9 protein-coding genes are annotated in these 18,185 nt (G+C 73.7%); 5 read left to right on the top strand and 4 right to left on the bottom strand.

What is annotated here, in order from left to right; all coding sequences use genetic code 11:
• Positions 1-45: 45 nt before the first annotated feature.
• The 5 genes from OG429_RS39105 to OG429_RS39085 all read left to right on the top strand — a co-directional run bounded on the left by OG429_RS39105 (position 46) and on the right by OG429_RS39085 (position 10,879).
• Positions 46-3,246 carry a non-ribosomal peptide synthetase gene (locus OG429_RS39105; RefSeq protein ID WP_328929997.1) on the top strand — a complete coding sequence of 1,067 codons (3,201 nt, stop codon included), beginning with the start codon at positions 46-48 and terminating at the stop codon, positions 3,244-3,246.
• A complete protein-coding gene (locus tag OG429_RS39100; RefSeq protein WP_328929996.1) occupies positions 3,246-5,168 on the top strand; it encodes a non-ribosomal peptide synthetase in 1,923 nt (640 codons plus the stop codon). Before OG429_RS39105 ends, OG429_RS39100 begins: the two co-directional genes overlap by 1 nt.
• A 1-nt stretch (position 5,169) precedes the next feature.
• The gene (locus OG429_RS39095) at positions 5,170-6,963 is read left to right on the top strand and encodes a non-ribosomal peptide synthetase (protein WP_328929995.1); all 1,794 of its coding nucleotides are present in this window, start codon (positions 5,170-5,172) and stop codon (positions 6,961-6,963) included.
• Positions 6,953-9,937: a condensation domain-containing protein gene (locus OG429_RS39090; protein WP_328929994.1), complete on the top strand. Its 2,985-nt coding sequence runs from the start codon at positions 6,953-6,955 to the stop codon at positions 9,935-9,937. The genes OG429_RS39095 and OG429_RS39090 overlap by 11 nt, the downstream gene beginning before the upstream one ends.
• 120 nt (positions 9,938-10,057) lie before the next feature.
• Positions 10,058-10,879 carry a hypothetical protein gene (locus OG429_RS39085; RefSeq protein ID WP_328929993.1) on the top strand — a complete coding sequence of 274 codons (822 nt, stop codon included), beginning with the start codon at positions 10,058-10,060 and terminating at the stop codon, positions 10,877-10,879.
• Here the strand turns inward: OG429_RS39085 and OG429_RS39080 are convergent.
• From OG429_RS39080 to OG429_RS39065, 4 genes are read right to left on the bottom strand one after another with little or no spacing between them, the layout of a single operon-like run.
• Positions 10,876-11,676, bottom strand: a complete 801-nt coding sequence (locus OG429_RS39080; RefSeq protein ID WP_328929992.1) for a formyltransferase family protein — start codon at positions 11,674-11,676, stop codon at positions 10,876-10,878. The genes OG429_RS39085 and OG429_RS39080 overlap by 4 nt on opposite strands.
• On the bottom strand, positions 11,673-15,059 hold the full coding sequence (locus OG429_RS39075) for an amino acid adenylation domain-containing protein (protein WP_328929991.1): 3,387 nt from the start codon (positions 15,057-15,059) through the stop codon (positions 11,673-11,675). The genes OG429_RS39080 and OG429_RS39075 overlap by 4 nt, the downstream gene beginning before the upstream one ends.
• Positions 15,056-16,210 (bottom strand): NAD-dependent epimerase/dehydratase family protein, encoded by a 1,155-nt coding sequence (locus tag OG429_RS39070; RefSeq protein ID WP_328929990.1) that lies wholly within the window; start codon positions 16,208-16,210, stop codon positions 15,056-15,058. Before OG429_RS39070 ends, OG429_RS39075 begins: the two co-directional genes overlap by 4 nt.
• The gene (locus OG429_RS39065) at positions 16,195-18,174 is read right to left on the bottom strand and encodes a fatty acid CoA ligase family protein (RefSeq protein ID WP_328929989.1); all 1,980 of its coding nucleotides are present in this window, start codon (positions 18,172-18,174) and stop codon (positions 16,195-16,197) included. The genes OG429_RS39070 and OG429_RS39065 overlap by 16 nt, the downstream gene beginning before the upstream one ends.
• Between the last annotated feature and the right edge of the window lie 11 nt (positions 18,175-18,185).

Here is an 18,185-nt window from a genome sequence, read left to right as displayed (position 1 = left end):
CGTGACCGGCACCGGAGTCCGACCCGACAACCTCAGGGATCGCCCATGTTTCCCCTCTCCTCCTCGCAGGAGATCGTCTGGCTGCACGAGCAGATGCAGCCCGGCAGTCGCGCCTACAACTTCACCGCCTCACTGGACCTGTGGGGCACGCTCGACACCGACGCTCTGCGCCGGGGGCTCGACGCCACCTTGGCACGCCACCCCGGTCTGCGGCTCGAACTCGTTGCCTCCGCCGGGTCCGTACCGGCGCAGCGGGTCGCGCCGCAGTGTGCGCCGAGGCTGCACACGATCGACCTCGGCACGGAGGAGGACCCCGAGGCGGCATTCGCCCGTCTCCTGCGCACCGAGGCCGAGACACCGCTCGACACGTTCGAGGCACCGCTGATCCGCTGGACGCTCGTACGACTGGCCGAGCGCCACCACCGGCTGATCCACGTCGAGCACCACCTGATCCACGACGGGCACTCCTTCGCGATCCTGCTCGACGACGTGTTCCGCGTATACCGCGCCCACGTCCTCGGCGAGCCCCTCAAACTCCCGCCCGCCCCGTCGTACGCGGACCACGTCCTGGAGCGGACCGACGCCGCGTACGCGCCCGAATCGCTCGACTTCTGGCGGGCCGAACTGCGCGACCAGCAGCACGACCTGCCGCTCCCGGGCCTGGCCCGCCCCGGTGCCCGCCGCAAGCACCACGGCGGGCAGCTGCGCCAGACGATCGGCGCCGATCTCGCCGAACGCCTGCGCGGGCACGCCCGTTCACGCGGCCTCACCCCCTTCTCCACGCTCCTGGGCCTGTTCGCCGAACTCCTGCGCCGGCACAGCGGCCGCTCCCGGATGGTCATCGGCACCGCCGTCGGCAACCGCCCCCTCGGCTACGAGGACGCCGTCGGCATGTTCGTCAACACCATCCCGCTGCCGCTCGCCCTGGACGGCGCCGCCCCCGCCCAGGACACCATGGACGAGGTCACCGACACCCTCATCCGTGCCCTGCCGCACCAGGACGTACCGGTCCAGGAGCTGACCCGGGCGCTCGGCATGCACACCTCCGGCGCCGACAACCCCCTCTTCTCCGTCATGTTCAGCGCCCACGACGCGCCGCTGCCCGAGATCGACGTACCCGGTCTCGACATCACCCTCTTCGAGGGCTTCAACACCGGCACCACCCGCTTCGACCTCGACGTGGTCCTGCTCCCGGACGACCGGCGCGGCGTCACCCCGCGCCACGGCTCGCCCGGTATGACCCTGGTCTGGGACTACGACATGGACCTGTTCGGCGAAGACGTCGCCCGATTGCTCTCCGGCCGCTTCCTGGACCTGCTGCGCGCCTATCTCGACAGCCCCGAGACTCCGCTGGCCGACCTGGATCCGACCGCCGTGGAGCCGGCCACCGAGCCCGTGCCCCTCCCGGCCGACCGCGATCCGCTGGATCCCGTGGCCGCGCAGCACCCGTCGCTGCCGGCCCTGCTGTGCGGCGCCCGCCGTCTCACCTACGGCGAGCTCGACGACCGCGTCGGCTCGCTGGCCGAGCGACTGCGCGCCGCCGGTGTGACGGCCGGCCGGCCGGTGGCCGTGGTCCTGCCCCGGGGGACCGACTCGCTCGTCGCCCTGCTCGCATGCCTGCGCGCCGGCGCCGTCTACTGCCCGATGTCCCCGTCCGATCCGCCGGCCCGGCTCGCTCTGCTGCTGGAGCGGCTCGCCCCTGCGCTGGTCCTCACCGGCGACGGCACTCCGGCCCTGCCGGAAGCACTGCCGACCGCCCGGATCGACGCCCCGGTGCTGCCTCCCGCGCGCGGGAGCGCCGAACTTCCCGGCACCGCGTACGTCATCCACACCTCCGGCTCCACCGGGACGCCGAAGCCGGTCGCCGTCGGCCACGCGGCGCTGATGCACCATCTGACTGCGGCCGCCGACCGGTTCGGCCTCACCACCTCGGACCGGGTCCTGATGTTCGCCCAACCGTCCTTCGACGTGGCGCTCGAGGAGGTGCTGCCGGCCCTGCACGCCGGTGCGTGCCTGGTCCTGCCCGAGCACGAGGTGCCCACGGGCGCGGAGCTCACCGAACTGCTGGTGTCCGCCCGGGTCACCGTCGCCAACCTGCCCACCAGCTTCTTCCTCGCCACCCGCGAGGACCTGCGCCCCGCACTGCGTGACGAGAGCTGGGCGCCCAGGCTCCTGGTCCTCGGCGGCGAGCGCCTGCCCGTGGAGGCACTGCACGGCGTCCTCGCCGACACCGACGCCACCGTGCTCAACGTGTACGGCGTCACGGAGGCCACCATCAGCTCGACCGTCCACGAGATCTCCCGCGGCGCCCTCGCCGAGGGCGCCGAGATCCCCCTGGGCACCGAGCTCCCGGGCGAGCGGGTCCACGTCCTGGACGCCCACCGCCGCCCGCTACCGTCCGGCGCGGTCGGTGAACTCGCCGTCGCCGGACCCGGTCTCGCCGAGGGCTACGCGGGCAACGCGGAGGTGACGGCCGCCCGGTTCGTCACCGTCGACGCACTCGACGGGCAGCGCGTCTACCTGACCGGCGACCTCGGCTACCGCGGTCTGGACGGTCTGCTGTACTTCCTCGGGCGGCGCGACAACCAGATCAAGCTGCGCGGTCACCGCATCGAGCTGGAGGAGATCGAGGCGGCGGCGTCCGCGGTGCTGGGCGGCCGGTCCTGCGCCGTCATACTGGACCGGGAGAGCCCCGGCGGGCCCAGGCTCGTGGGCTTCCTCGAAGGCGGAGCCGACGGCGCGGCCTTCGACGAGAAGGCGCTGCACGCCGCGCTGAGCCGCCGCCTGCCCGGCCCCCTCGTGCCCGCCCGGTGGGCAGGGCTGGACATCATGCCGACCCTCGCCGGCGGCAAGCCCGACCGCACGGCGCTGTCCCGCCGGGCGGCGGCGCTCGACGCCGACGACGCCGCGACGCCCGAGCCCGAGCCCGAGCCCGGTGCCGGCACCGGCACCGGCACCGAGCAGGTAACCGGCTCCGAGCCCGGGCCTGCGCCCACCGCCGTGTCCGACGATCCGATGACGGCTCTGCTCACGGAAGGCTGGCGCAAGGTCCTCGGCCACAGTCGCTTCGACGCCCGCTCCCACTTCTTCCACAGCGGGGGCCATTCCCTGCTGGCCGCCGAGCTGGCCGCCTGGCTGGAGCCCCGGCTGGGTACGCGCCCGCCGTTGAAGGTGCTCTTCCGTAACCCCGTGCTCGCCGACCAGGCCGAAGCCCTCGCCACCACCGCCCTTTCCACGGAGTCGTGATGACCCAGTCCCCGACCGCGCCCGCCATCCCCGCCATGGTCTTCGACACCGGCCTCGTCACGGAAACCGCGCTGAGCGTCGCCCATGGCCCCTCCGCCGAACCGACCCGGGTGCTCGCCCACTTCGAGGACTGGGCCCGGCGTACCCCGCAGGCCCCTGCGGTGATCGACCGCGCACAGATCTGGACGTACCAGGACCTCGACGCGGCGGCCGCGCTGGCCGCCAAGGACCTGGCCGACCGCGTCCGGCCCGGTGACCTGGTCGGCGTCTGCCTCGACCGGTCCACCGCCCTGGTGGTGACCGCCGTCGCGCTCGCCCGGCTCGGCGCCGTCTACCTGCCGCTCGGCCCCCGCCCCGGCGAACGCCGCATCCAGGCCGTCACTGAGGACCTCGACATCGCCTGCCTCATCGGCGACCCCGATGTCCTGCCCGCGGAACATCGCAGCGGGGAGCACTTCCCGCTGCTGCTGCCCACTGACGGTGTCAACGCCCCGGCCGCCGCGGTGGCGGCCTTCGCCGACTCCGTCCGTGGCACCCGGCGCGCGCCCGAAGGCGCCCTGTACGCCGTCCTCACCTCCGGTTCCACCGGCCGCCCCAAGGCGGTCGCCGTGGCCGAGTCCTCGCTCTCCGTCGCCCTCGACTGGTACCGGGCCGAGACCGGCCTCGCACCGGGCGACCGCCAGTCCCTGCTCATCGGTGTCGCGTTCGACCCGCACCTGCTGGAACTGTGGGCGGCCCTGACCTCGGGCGCCGCCCTCGTCCCGGCCCCGGACGACACCCGCTGGGACTCGCACGTGCTCACCGACTGGTGGCGTGACACCGCCCTCACCCACGCCGTGGCGGCTACTCCCACCGTGGAACCGCTCCTGGACCGGCCGTGGCCGCAGGACCTGAAGCTGCGTCACCTCGTCGTCGGCGGCGACCGCATGCGCCGCCGCCCCGCCGCCGACGTCACCACCACCGTCCACAACGCCTACGGCCCCGCGGAAGCCACCGTCGTCACCACCACCCACACCATGCGCGGCACCGATCCGCAGGCCGGCGACCAGATCCCGCCCCCCATCGGCACCGCGCTGCCGGGCGTCACCCTCGTCGTCACGGACGTCGAAGGCCGCCCCGTCGCCCGCGGGCAGGAGGGTGAACTGCGCGTCGGCGGCCACTGCCTGGCACTCGGCTATCTTGACCCCGAACTCACCGCACGCCGGTTCACCGCCCCTCCGCAAGAACTGGCGCTGCCCGCGATCGACCGCCTCTACCGCACCGGCGACCGGGTACGGATGAACGCCGCCGGTAGCCTTGACTTCCTCGGCCGTCTCGACGACCAGGTGAAGATCAGCGGAGTGCGGATCGAACCGGTCGAGGTGGAAGCCGCCTTCGAGCAGGACCCCCGGGTGCGCACCGTCGTAGTCACCGTGCTGCACGACAGTTCCGGCCACGGTCGCCTCGTCGCACACGTACGGCCCGCCGACGGCGCCGAACCCCCTGCCGGGGATCTCCTCGCCGCGGTCCGGGCCTGGCTCCCCGAGCAGGCCGTCCCCACCGCCGTACGGATCGTCGACGGCTTCCCGCTCGACGCCAACGGCAAGGTGGACCGCCCCGCCCTGGCAGCCCAGGCCCAGGCCGAGTCCCAGGCCGCGGTGCCGCCCAGGAGCACCACCACGGACGACCTCGCCGCCGCCACCGCCACCGAGCGGCTGGTGCTGACGACCGTGCGCGACCTCCTCGGCCGGCCCGGAACCGGCCTCGGCGACAACTTCACCGACGCCGGCGGCACCTCCATGGTCGCCGCACGGCTGCTGGCAACCGTCCAACGCGAGACCGGAATACGCCTGCGCGCCCCCGAGCTGCTGCGCAGCACCGACCTGCGAGCCTTCGCCGCCCTCCTCGACCAGCGCCGGACCCCGCGCCCGGAAGGAGCCTGACATGACGCCCACCGCCCTGCCCGCACTCGTCGCGCGGCACGCCGAACTCACCCCCGACGCCCTCGCCGTCGTGGACGGCGACACCACCCTCACCTACGGCCGTCTCCTCCAGGCCGGCCGCGCCCTCGCGGCACACCTGCGCGAACATCGAGTGACGCGCGGCGACCGGGTAGCGCTCCTGACGACGCGGTCGTCCCGCACGATCGTGGCGCAGCTCGGGCTGTGGCTGGCGGGAGCCGTGTGCGTGCCGCTCGATCCCGCCCAGCCCCGCCCGCGCACCGAGGCGATGATCGCGGACGCGGAGGTGAAACTCACCGTCGGCGACACGAAGCTGCTGGACGCGGCCACGTTTCCCGGCCCCGTGCTCGCCCTGCCCGAGGAGCCGCTCACGAGCGACCGGCCGGTCGACGAGTCCGACCCGGACAGCCCGGCATTCATCATGTTCACCTCCGGCTCCACCGGCCGTCCCAAGGGCGTCCTCGTGCCGCACCGGGCCATTGCCGAGCTGGTCACCGCACCCGACTACGTCACCCTCACCGGCCGCGACCGCGTCCTGTTCCACTCGTCCATGACCTTCGACGCCTCGACGTTCGAAGTCTGGGGCGCACTCGCCAACGGCGCCGCGGTCGTCGTCTGCACCGAACAGCGGCCCTCCCTGGAGGATCTGGCCCGGCACGTCGAGCGGCACGGCGTGACGGTGGCGTTCTTCACCACGGCCCTCTTCCACCAGCTCGCCGCACGCCGCTCCCGCGTCTTCGCCCAGCTCCGCTCGGTCGTCGTGGGCGGCGAGGCGATGGCTGCAGCACAGGCCAGTGAGGTGCTCACCGCCTTCCCCTGGCTGGAGCTCGTCAACGGCTACGGGCCGACCGAGACGACCACCTTCGCAACCGCCCACCGGGTCACCGCGCAGGACTGCGAGGGCCCCATACCGATCGGCAGGCCCGTCGCCGGGGCCACGGCGCACGTCCTGGACGCCGACGGTCACCCGGTGGCCGACGGCGACCGGGGCGAACTGTGGATCGGCGGCAGCAGGCTCGCCCACGGTTACACGGGCCTGCCTGCACTCACCGCCGAACGGTTCGTCGAGCATGCCGCCGCCGACGGGCGGCTCTACCGTACGGGCGACATCGTCTCCCTCCGGCCCGACGGCATCCTCCAGTTCCACGGCCGCAACGACGACCAGGTGAAGGTCCGCGGCTTCCGCATCGAACCCGCCGAGGTCGAACACGCCCTCCGCCAGCAGCCGGACGTGGACGACGCCGCCGTCACCGTCGACGGCGCCGGCTCCCCCGAGGCCCGCCTCGTCGCGTTCGTCGTTGCCGCGCCCGGCCCCGTGCCCCACGGCGCGGCGCTGCGCGAGCGGCTCACCGCAGTCCTGCCGGCCCACCTGGTTCCCGACGCGGTCACCGTGCTGGAACGGCTTCCCCTCACTCCGGCCGGCAAGGTCGACCGGCGCGCGCTCACCGGACGCGCGCACGCCGCCGGGAAGCAGCCCGCCGACGAGCCGACGGCGCGGATGACACCGCTGGAACAGGCCGTCGCCGCGGTGTGGAGCCAGGCACTGGGCATCGAGGTCACCCGCGCCGATGACGAGTTCCTCCTCGTCGGCGGCCATTCGCTCCTCGCCCTCGCCGTCACCGAAGACCTGCGCGAGGAAATCGGCGTAGAGCTCTCCCTCGCCGACTTCTTCGCCGCCCCGACCGTGGCCGCGCAGGCCGCGCTGGTCGAACGCGCCCTCCTGGCCGCCCACGCGGACCTCCACCCCGAGACCCCGGAGCACAGCGATGTCCACTGACACCGACTCCGCGGCCCGCGACCGCAAGGAGCGGCTCCAGCAGGAGCTGCTGCGCCGGGCCCGCGCCGGAACCGCCCGGCGCACGACGGCCGGGCCCACCGCCGGTGCGAGCGCCGCCGCGGATGGCCACGCACCGCGGGACACCGCCCACCCCGACACCACCACCGCACCGGCCGGAAGCGTCCCCCTCTCCCGCGCTCAGCGCCGCATGTGGCTGATGGAACGGCTCGGCGGCGCGGGCGACTCGTACCACGTGCCGTTCGCCACCCGTGTGCGCGGTCCGTTCGATGCGGCCGCGTTCGCCACCGCCCTCGCCCGGCTGGTGGCCCGGCACGCCATCCTCCGCACCCGCTACACGGAGCACGAGGGCGAGCCCTGCCAAGAGGTACTCCCGACGCCGCGGACGGTCCCCGTACACGTCGTCGACACCGACGTGACGGACGCCCCGGCGCTGCTGCGGCGCGAGACGGCCCGGCCGTTCGACCTCGCGGCCGGCGACGCCGTACGGGCGCTCGTTCTGCGCCACGGCCCACAGGACCACACCCTGTTGCTGACGTTCCATCACATCGCCGTGGACGCCGCCTCACTGGAGACCGTGGCCACCGAACTCGCCGTTCTCTACACGGCGGCCACCGACGGAACGGGCCGGAACACACTGGCCGCACCGCCGCAGTACACCGACCACGCGCGCCGCGAGCACGACGACCTGCCCGGCTTCGAGGCGGAACTGAACCGCTGCAGCGACCTGCTGGCCGACGCCGCCCCACCGCGCCTGCCACAGCCGGCGGCGGCAGCGCCGCAGACGGCCGTGCGTCCCGGGGCCGTGTGCAGCGTGCCTCTGGCGCCCGCCGTGCCCGACGCCCTGCGGGCGCTGGGTGCACAGCGGCAGGCCACGCTCTTCGCGGTGTCGCTCGCCGCGGCCTTCGCCGCACTGCACCGCCTCACCGGCGACGACGACCTCGTCATCGGCGTGGCGGGCACCCACCGCAGCGGAACCGCCATGCGTGGCCTGGTCGGCCTGTGCGTCAACACCCTGCCCGTACGGGTGGACGTCTCCGGCGACCCGTCCTTCGCCCAACTGCTGCGCCGCGTGAGCGACGCGCTCCTCGAAGCCCAGCACCACCGGCACATCCCCTTCGACCTGGTCCTCGAACGCCTCGGCGCCGGGGCACGCGGCGCCGACGGCACCGCACTGGTCCGCGTCACCTCCGACGTCCTCGGCGAGCCGACGGTACTGCGGCTGCCGGGTACGTCGGCCGAGTACGTCGACATCCCCTCCGACCGCGCGAAGTTCACCCTGTCCTACGGCCTGGTGCCGGGCGGCGACGCCGCACAGCCCCTGGCACTCGTCCAGTACGACGCGAACGCGCTGGACGACACCGTGGCGGAGGCGGCCGTACGGGACTACGCGGCGCTGCTCCACGCGGTCGCGGCCGACCCGGAACTCGCCCTGAGCAAGCTGCCTCTCCCCGGCCCGAACGACAGCTCCGGGCCCCGGGATGCCGCCGAGCCGGAGGGCGACGGCCACCCTGCCGCGCTGGCACTGCGCGCCCACCCGAGCGTCGCCGACGCCGCGGTGGTCCAGCCCGAGCAGGGACCGCCCGTGGCCTATGCCGTCCTGTGCGACAGCCTCGGCCCGTCCGGTCACGAACTGCTGGGCCTGCTGCGCCGGTCGCTCGCTCCCGAGGACGTGCCCGCCACGGTCACGGTGCTCGACGCGCTGCCGCGCTCGGCCGCCGGGCCGCTCGACCACGCCCGGCTGCCCGGGCCGTCCGTGCCGGGCGCCCCGTCCGGCCCCCGGGCCGAAGCGGTCAAGGAGACCTTCGCGGCTGTGCTCGGAGTCGCCCCGTCGCCGGACGACGACTTCTTCGCCCTCGGCGGCCACTCGCTGAAAGCCGTGCAGCTCGCCGAACGGCTGCGTACCGACCTCGGGCTGCCGCTCACGGGCCTCGACGTGCTCCAGGCCCGTACGCCCCGGGCGCTGACCGCGCTCCTCGACGAACGGGCGGCGCGGCAGAGCGCCGCGAAGGCCGCGAGCAGGCCGGCCCCCCGCTCCCGGGACATCCGCCCGGGCACGGTGCTGGTCACCGGGGCGACGGGCGGCGTGGGCGCGTTCGTCGTGCGTGAGCTTGTCGCACAGGGCCGCCCCGTGCTGGCTCTGGCCCGGCCCGAGTCGGCCCATCTGATCGCCACCGAGGGTGTCGACGTCATCGAGGGCGACCTCTGCGACCTGGCCGGGCTGCGGGACGCCGTCGCACAGGCGGACGCGGTCGTCCACGCCGCCTGCACCTTCACCCGGCACGACGTGGACCGGGCGGCGACGGAGGCGATGGTCGACGCCTGGCGGCGCGGACCCTTCGTCTTCGTCAGCAGCGTCGACGCCTACGGGCACCCCGGGACGGAACGGGTCGCCGAGGAGTCGGCGACCCACGAGCCCGTGAGCCCGTACGGGAGGGCGAAGCTCGACTGCGAGGCGATGGTGCTGCGCGCCGCGGGGACCGAGGGACGCGGGGGCGCGAGCGCCGTGCGGTCACCGATCGTCTGGGGCGCGCACGACCGGCTGCGCGAACAGCTGCGCTGGGGCGCCATCGGCACCCTCTACCAGTCCGCCCGCCAGGGCCGGCCGATCGACCTGCCACGTCCCGGTACTGGTGGACACGACTGGTACGGAGCCGCCTGGGTGCATGCGGCCGCCTTGGCCCGTGCGGTGGCCGAATGCCTGGACCGGCCCGTGCACGGAGTCGCCAACGCGTGCAACGGCCACGTGTCCTGGCACGACCTGGCACAGGACCTCACGGAACTCCTCGGCACCCGCGCGGACTTCCGCACGACCGAGGCGGTACCCCAGGACCTCGACCACCGCTGGCGCTACGACAGCGCACGCCTGGCCCGGCCTCTGCGCGCACGCGCGGGAGAGGACCGGCGGACCGTGCTGGCAGAGATGATCGGCGCCATGACACCCGACAAGGCCTGACACACCGCTGCGCCCGGAGCGCCCACAGCGGGCTCCGGGCGCAGAGCTGAGGTGCCCCGGGGGGTCGATGGTCCCGGGGCCTTGACCCCGGATTTGATCGGTACCCTCCCGGTTCGGGTCGTGGAAGCGCAGATCACCGTGACCTGCGAAGACGGCACCACGTTCTCCGGTTCCTACCGGCTGGTGACGACCCTGACCGATGCCCGCCGCTACCCTGCGTCTGGCCTGGTCCGGCTCTACCGCCAGCGGTGGGAACACGAATCCGCGTACTACGCGCTCCGCCACACGATCATGGACGGACGGGTTCTGCGCTCGGGAGACCCTGTCGGAGTCGAGCAGGAGATGTGGTCCCTGCTGACCCTCTACCAGGTGCTACGGAGCGTGATGGCCGAGGCAGCCGAGTCCGTCCCCGGCACCGACCCGGACCGCTGCGGCTTCACCATCGCCTTTCAGACCACCCGCGACCAGGCCATACAGGCCGCCGACGTGACGGCCACAGCCGTCGGCCAGGTCGGTCACATCGGGCGCCGACCGCTGGCCGACCTCCTCCCGCCCAGACGCCAACGGGTCAGTACCCGCGAGGTCAAGTCGCCGACGTCCCGCTACGACGAACGTCTCGAGGACGGCCGTCCGGGTGCCAGCCGCACCGTGACCGGCCTCGACATCACCATCCTTGAACCCGGGCCAGACCTACCGACGGTCTCTCACGACGACCGGTACACCCCACTGGCCGGCCGCCGCAAACAGCGCGTCCCCGCGCTCCTTCAGGCAGACCCAGACCGTCACTGGCGCACCCGCGACCTGGCCCGCCATCCCGGCGACATCACCGTGAGCACGATGTACCGGCAACTCGACAGATGGGCAGCACAAGGACTCATCACCAAGACCGTACCCGCCACCTTCGCCAGCCCAAAACCCTTGCCACCAGTACAAATACGTTAACTACCCGGCCTTGGGTCAAGGCCCCGAGGAGAAGGCGGGCGAACCGGGGCTGAGGCCGTGGTCGGGAGTGAACAAGCCGAGCCCGCCGGTGGCCCTCCTGGGGTCGAAGCCGGTGAGGACAGCCGGAGCAGCGCCCTTGTGAACTCGTGAGCATGGGCGGCGAAGGGGCCGAGGTCGGTAGCGCGGGCGTAGGCGGGGTGGTCGCGATAGGCGCCGAGCCGGTCCAGGGCGCGCAGGCCGTAGTACGCGGACGGTTCCGCCGCCGCAGCGCGTGCAGGGTGGGCGGTTCCGGCGGCGACGGCCGGGAGGATCTGCTCGAAGAGGGCGTGGCAGGCGCGGATGCCGCGGAGCATGACCTCGTGGTAGCGGTCCTCAGGCCCAACGGGGAAGCGGTGTTCGGCCAGAACCGGACCGGTGTCGATGCCGGCGTCAACCTCGTGGACGGTGACGCCGTACTCCGTGTCGCCGTGCAGCAGGGCGAACAGGACGGCTACGGAAGGCAGTCCGCGATGTCGCGGCAGCAGACCGTTGTGGATGTTGAGAATGCGCAGGCCGTCGACCCGGAGCAGGGGCTCCCGGAAGATCTGCCGGTTGTTGAGGGACCAGACGATGCCGTCGGTGCAGGCCCGGGCCAGCGTGCCGGCGTGGGCGTTGATGTCCGCCGCCGCGAGGTGGGGTGCGTCGGCGGCCGCGGCGTCCAGCGGGTCGGCGGAGCAGACCAGGTCGACCGGGTGGCCGCGGGTGGCCGCGTGGGTGACGGCGCGGCGGAGCAGGGCTCCCTCTCCGACGAAGATCATGCGGCGGCCTCCTCGCGGGCGGCGGCCAGGTGTTCGCAGACCTGCTCGAGCGTCAGGTTTCGTACGAGGCAGTCGAGACGGCCTGTGAACCGCTGGGCCTGACCGCGGGTCAGCAGGTCCGAGGAGACGGCGGTGAGCATCTCGACGAGGGCCAGGGAATCGCCGCCGAGGGCGTGGAAGTCGGAGTCCGCCGACAGCAATGCGCCGTCGACGCCGAGGATCTCCGCCCAATGGTGCCTGACCCGCGCCTCCAGGGTGACGGGTAGGGGTGCGGCTGGCGTGGTGTGGGCGAAGGGGTCCGGGAAGGCGTCGAGATCGGCCTTACCGCTGACCGTGCTGGGCAGTGTGTCGATCACGACGACATGGGCGGGGACGAGGTACGCGGGGAGTGTCCGGGTCAGCTCGGTCCGCAGGGCTCGGGCCAGATCCGCGCGTACCGCGGGGTCAACGGTGGCGTCCGGCAGGACGTATGCACAGAGCACTGCCGCCGTGGAGTGCGGGCGGCGACGGGGCACGACGACAGCGCGGTGGACGGCTGTGTGGGTTTCGAGGGCGGCGACGACCTCGGCGGGGTCGACGCGGTGCCCGGCGATCTTCACCTGCTCGTCGATGCGCCCGGCGAACTCGACGGAGCCGTCGGCCAGGCGGCGTCCGAGGTCACCGGTGCGATAGGCGCGGACGCCGTCGGGGCCGGTGGTGAAGGGTGAGGGACGGCCGTCGGGCGGCCCTAGGTAGCCGCGGGCCACCTGGACCCCGCGTACAACGATCTCGCCGGTGCGGCCGGTATTGCCCGGTCCGCTGCCGATGATCTCGTCGTCGGTGACGAGGTCGACCCGGGCGTACGGGCCGGGGAGGCCGATCGGGACGGTGGCGCCGATCTCGCCGCCGTCCACGGTGTGGGCGAGCACGGCGACGGTCGCCTCGGTGGGCCCGTAGGCGTTGATGACACGGCAATCAGCCCCGAATGCGGCGTGTGCGAACCGTACGGCGGTGGGGGTGAGGGGCTCGCCGCCCAGCAGCAGGGTGCGCAGGCAGTGCGTGGGACCGCTGCCCGCGGCGCCGAGGAGGGCAAGGTGGGAGGGCGTGAGCGCAAGGGTGTCCGCGCGGTGCTCGGCGACGAGCTCGCGCAGGGCGGCGGGTGAGGGCGTGCCGGGGGCGAGGACGGCCGTACCGCCAGCCAGCAGCGGCAGGAAGAGGGGGAAGCACGAGATGTCGAATGCGTAGGAGGAGGCGAAGCCGAAGCGCGTGCGACCGGTGACCCGGCAGACGCCGGTCATCCAGCGGACGAATCCCATGAGGCTTCCGTGTTCGATCTGCACGCCCTTGGGGCGGCCGGTGGAACCGGAGGTGTGGATGACGTACGCGAGGTCCTCGGGCCGCACGTCTGCTGCGGCGGCGGGGCCGGCAGCACGCACCTCGCGAGCGCCCTCCGCGCCTGTGTCCGGGCCAGGGGCAGGAGAAGGAGCGTCGAGGAGGTCCTCGACCGCGAGCAGGGTCCCGGGTACGAAGGGGGCGAGTTCCTCGGCCAGGTGTCGCCCGGTCAGGCAGAGAGCGACGGCGGATCCCTGGAGGATCTCTCTGATCCGTGCGCCGGGATGGCCGGGGTCGAGCGGGACGTAGGCGGCGCCCGCCTTGAGGATGCCCCACAGGGCGCACACTCCGGCGGACGTGCGGTCGACGACCAGCCCCACCAGGTCCTCGCGCCCTACGCCGCGCCGCGCGAGCCAGGCCGCGACGGCGTCGGAGCGCCGGTCGAGTTCGGCGTACGTGACCACGCCCTCGGGCCCGTCGAGCGCGAGCGCATCGGGGGTGCGGGCGGCCTGGGCGCGGAAGGCGTCCACGACGGTGAGCTCGGCGGCCGCCGGATCCAGGACGGCCGCCGGATTCGAGTCCGGGACAGCCGCCGGATCCGGCTGCGCCGCCTGTGGTGCGGGGCCCGTGGCCGAGGCGTCCGCTCCGACGGGACCGTGCGCCGGAATCGGCGCCGACGCGACAGGAGATGCGGTCGCTGGAGTGGTCGCCCGACCGCCGGAGCCGGTTGCGGTGCCCGGGCAGAGTCGCGCCGGCGTCGCTGACCGGGCTTCATGCGACACCGCGAGCACGCCGCCCGCTTGGGCATCGGGCCTGGCCCGGCGGACCCTCGCGGCCATGTCCTCGGCTTCGAAGCCGGCCAGGACCGTGTCCAGCAACTCCGCGGCGCGGGCCTCGAGGTCCCGGCCCCCGCCGCGGACGCCGAGCGTGATCTCGGTCGCCGTCCCGCTCTCGGCGGCGACGAGGGAGAGCGGGACCAGCGGGGCATGCACCGGCAGCGCGTAGGCCGTGGACGCCGTGAAGCCGCCGCCGGAGAGTTCCGCCAGGTCCAGGCGGCCGAGGTGGGAGACGACGGCCGAAGCGAGGTGCCGGTCGGTACGTGACGCCACGGCCTGGGCTGTGCGCAGCAGAGCGGCGGTCACGGGCAGCGGCAGTGGCGCGAGGGCCGTCTCGAATCCGGCGGCGAGTTCGCGGCCCTCGGCCAGGGCGGTCAGCAGGCGGGTGTGCGCGGCCGTCCAGTCCGCCCCCGGGCGCAGGTCCAGGAACAGCGGCAGACTCAGGTTGCCCGTGGCCTCGATCCCGGGGCAGTGGCGGCGCAGGTCGACGGGGACCATAACACGGGTGTCGAGCCGTGCGGCGTCGGTCAGTGCCTGGGCGAGGCGGGCCGTGAGCGCGGGATGGCGGCCGGGCAGGGTGCGGCGCAGCCACAGCGTCCGGAGCGGGCGGCTGTCGCGGCTGCCCGTGCCGAGCGGGGAGCGGCGGGGAGGACTCGGCGTGGGCCGCGGCCCGGTGCTGCAGAGCCGGCGCAGCAGCCCGGCGTCGGTGTCCGCGTCGAGCGCGGGCCGGGCGGGCTCGCCGCGCAGGGCTCGGAAGACCTCCCGTACCCAGGTCAGGGCGCCGTGACCGTCCATCATGGCGTGCGAGGCGCTGAAGACGACGGTGGTGGTCGCCTTCCCGTCCACGCCGGGCACGATCAGCACCTCGCAGCCCGGCGGCTCCGCTCGCCGCGACGGCTCGGCAGGCAACTCGACCGTCCCCGGCGCCGAGTCGGCGTACGCACCGGCGCGCGGTACGTCGTACCGCACCTGCGGCGACGGCCCTTCGGCGCTCCACATCGCCCCGGCGCGCACGAGCCGCGACCCCGGGCAGGACTCGGCGGACTGTGCCAGGGCTGCCTGGAAGTGCTTGGGTTCGGGTGCGCCGTTACCCTCGACGACGATGCGCAGGGCCATGGTCCCGCGGGCATCACCGGCGGAGAGGTAGAGGCGTTCGGTGGGCGATACCGGACGCCGGTAGCGGGCGTCGGCACCGGTACCGGCACGGGTGCCGGCATCGACCTGATGGGATGTCATGACTGCGTGCTTCCTTGTTCGGTGTGGTCGGGTGTGGGGCCAGCCGATGCGGTGGTGCCGGTCCAGGCGGCCGGGCCGGCGGTCCAGGCCGCGATGCCGCCCAGCGCCGTCACCCACTCCTGCAGTGCTCGCAGCCCGTCGGCCTGGGTGCGCGGAGCCGCGTAGCCGAGGTCGTGTCGGGCGGCATGGGTGTCGTACGTCGCCGAGCGGGTCAGCAGCGCCATCATGTAGCGGCTCAGGGGCGGAGCCGCGTCCGTACCGCCTCCTGGGCCGCTGCCGCTGCCCGCGGACCGGCGGCGCAGGTGCCAGCCCGTCTCGACCGCCGCGGCCATCCCGCGGCCGAGGACGAGCGGGATGCGCGGAGCGGGCGGCGGGCAGTCGAAGAGGGCACCAACCCGGGCCAGGAACGGCCACAGGTCCGTCTCCTCGCGGTCCACGACGAAGTAGGCCTTGCCGCCGACCCGGCCGGCGGGGGCGAGCGCGGCCCGCATACAGGCGTCCACCGCGTTGTCGACGTGGCAGAGCGAGACCAGCACCCGTTTGCCGCCCGACAGGTCGGGCAGTCGGCCCGCGCGCATAGCGTCGACCATGCGTGGCAGGAATCCGGCGTGGTCGCGCGGCCCCCAGATGCCGCGCGGCCGTACGGCGCAGGTGGTGAACTCCGGCCCGTCGGCCGCCCGTACGTACTGTTCGGCGATCGCCTTCGTCTCGCAGTAGTGGTTGAACCACCGCTCCGGGTACGGGGTGCTCTCGTCGATACTGAGACGGTCGCCCTCCCGTACCCGCATCAGCGCGCTCGGGCTGGACACGAACACGAACCGCCGCGCCCCCGCCGACCTCGCTGCTGCCAGCAGCCGCTGCGTGCCGGTGACGTTGGCGGCCTCGAACTGCGCGCGGCTGCCGTGGTCGACGACCCGAGCCGCGCTGTGCAGGACCGCCTCGCAGCCCTGTGCCGCCCGCCCGAGCGAACCATCGTCGGTGAGGTCGCCGGTGACGACCTCGACGCCGGGCAGGGAGCGCAGCCGTACGGCATCGCTGCCAGGCCGTACGAGGGCGCGGACCCGATGGCCCTGGCGCAGGGCGCCGTCGACCAGGTGCCCGCCCAGGAATCCGGATGCTCCGGTGACCAGGATCTTCACAGCGCCCGCCACCAGGTCGCGCCGTAGAGCATGGTGCACCCGACCACGGAGGCGGTCCCGTGTCCGGCCTCCCGGCCGCGCGGCAGCGCGAGCGGGATCTGCGCGGCGTGCACGCCGATGCTGAGGAAGGCGTCGACCCACCACAGCCACCGCAGCATCGGGAGGTCGGGGACTCCCCCGGTCGCGGCCCACACGGCCCCGCCGACGAGATACGCCCATCCGGCGAGCGGCACGATCCGGACCGCACGCCGACCCGGGGACGACGCGGACCGGGCCTGCTGCCGCTCGGCCCAGCGGGCCAGCTCCTCGCGGCCGATCTTGGCGTTGTGCCGGATGTCCACGGGGAAAGCGGGGTGGCGCAGGAACTCCTGGAGGCCGGTGGTCGCGGCGTGCGCCTCGGCCATCGTGCGCAGCTCGGCGACCAGCTTCGTCCATGCGCGTTCGTCGAGCGCTGCCCCGCCCTCCCCGGTCTCGGTCTCCACGCAGATGACGGGCCGTTGCGCGCCAGCCGGCCCGATGCCGACCAGGGCGGTGCGCCGGACCAGGGGATGGGCGTCGAAGACTCCCTCGCAGCGCACGGTGTGCAGGTCCCGGTAGCCGGTGCGGACCCGCTGCGCGGTGCGCCCGCAGAACCACAGCCGTCCTTCGGCGTCGAGGTGGCCGAGGTCGCCGGTTCGGTGCCAGGTTCGGGGGTCTTCGCCGCCGGGGCGTTCCTCGGTCACCTTGTGCGCGACGTCGGATTGGGGTGCTCGGTGGTAGTGCTGGCTGACGGAGTCGCCGTGGACCAGGATCTCGCCGACGCGCCCGGCCGACAGGCTGGTTGTGGAGTCCAGGCGGGCGAGCGGGCCGTCGGTGACGGGGGCGATGGTCACGCGGGTGCCGGGGACGGGTCGACCGACACAGGTCCCTTCGCCCGCGGCGGCGCGGGCCGCGGTACCGCTGGCTTCGCGGTTGAATTCGACGTCGTCGTCGCCGAGGATCTCGGCCGCCTCGATCGAGGTGATCGGCAGTACCTCCGTGGCCCCGTAGGTCACATGGATCTTCGCCTTCTCGTCGAGTACGCGGCGCAGCGCGGCCACTACCGCGTCGGGCACCGGGGCCCCGCCGGAGACGACGCAGCGCAGGTCGGGCAGCGGGTGGCGGCCGCGGGCGGATCCGGTGAGGTGACCGGCCAGGTTCCGCAACAGGGCAGGCGAGGCGAACATCGTGGTGACGCGGAATCGTTCCAGCGCGTCCACGAGCAGCGCCGGGTCCGCCTGGGCGACCCGGGCGGGGGCCAGCGGCGCGAGGACCAGGGTGGATCCGTAGACGAGGTCGAGCACTCCGTAGAAGGGCAGCGTGACCAGGGATACGTCGTCGCGGGTGCGGCCGTGGACGGCTTCTATCTGGCGGGCGATGGACAACGCCATGCGGTGGGTGTATTCGACTCCCTTGGCGGGGCCCGTGCTTCCGGTGGTGAAGCCGATCATCAGCAGGTCGTCCCCGCCGGTCAGTGCCGCCGCGTCCGTATGACTCCCGGTTGCGGGGGTGGTGCGCAGCGCGGCCAGTGTGTGGCCGCGGCCGAGCCGGCGCCGTCCCAGGGTGACGGGCACGCGTACCCCGGCGAAGGTACGGCGGCCCAGAACGCGCACGAGCTGGGCGAGGGGCGGCCCGATGAACGCCTCGGCGCCCACCGCCCGGTAGCAGTGGAGCATGCGCCGTACGCCCATGCCGGGATCCACGACGACGGGCACGGCCCCGACCCGGAACAGCGCGAAGCAGAGGGCGAACAGCTCCGGCCCGGGTGGGGCCATCAGCACCGTCCTGGTGCCCCGGGTGATCCCGGCGCGCCGGAATCCGCGGGCCAGCTCCTCGACCGTCTGCTGCAACTCGCCGTAGGTGATGGTGGCGTAACTGCCGGAGTTAAGGCCGTCGGGGTGGATGACGGCCGGCTTGTCGGGAAAGGCGCGGGCGTTTCGCTCGAGCCATCCGGCCACGCTGTCCGTGT

Origin of the sequence: Streptomyces sp. NBC_00190, assembly GCF_036203305.1 — a bacterium.
Classification (GTDB): domain Bacteria; phylum Actinomycetota; class Actinomycetes; order Streptomycetales; family Streptomycetaceae; genus Streptomyces.
This window is presented reverse-complemented; position numbering and strand designations above follow the sequence as displayed.

Excerpts from the sequence above, each read along its gene's own strand:
- OG429_RS39105 (WP_328929997.1), top strand. The coding sequence starts at position 46 with ATGTTTCCCCTCTCCTCCTCGCAGGAGATCGTCTGGCTGCACGAGCAG.
- OG429_RS39100 (WP_328929996.1), top strand. The coding sequence starts at position 3,246 with ATGACCCAGTCCCCGACCGCGCCCGCCATCCCCGCCATGGTCTTCGAC.
- OG429_RS39095 (WP_328929995.1), top strand. The coding sequence starts at position 5,170 with ATGACGCCCACCGCCCTGCCCGCACTCGTCGCGCGGCACGCCGAACTC.
- OG429_RS39090 (WP_328929994.1), top strand. The coding sequence starts at position 6,953 with ATGTCCACTGACACCGACTCCGCGGCCCGCGACCGCAAGGAGCGGCTC.
- OG429_RS39080 (WP_328929992.1), bottom strand. The coding sequence starts at position 11,676 with ATGATCTTCGTCGGAGAGGGAGCCCTGCTCCGCCGCGCCGTCACCCAC.
- OG429_RS39075 (WP_328929991.1), bottom strand. The coding sequence starts at position 15,059 with ATGACATCCCATCAGGTCGATGCCGGCACCCGTGCCGGTACCGGTGCC.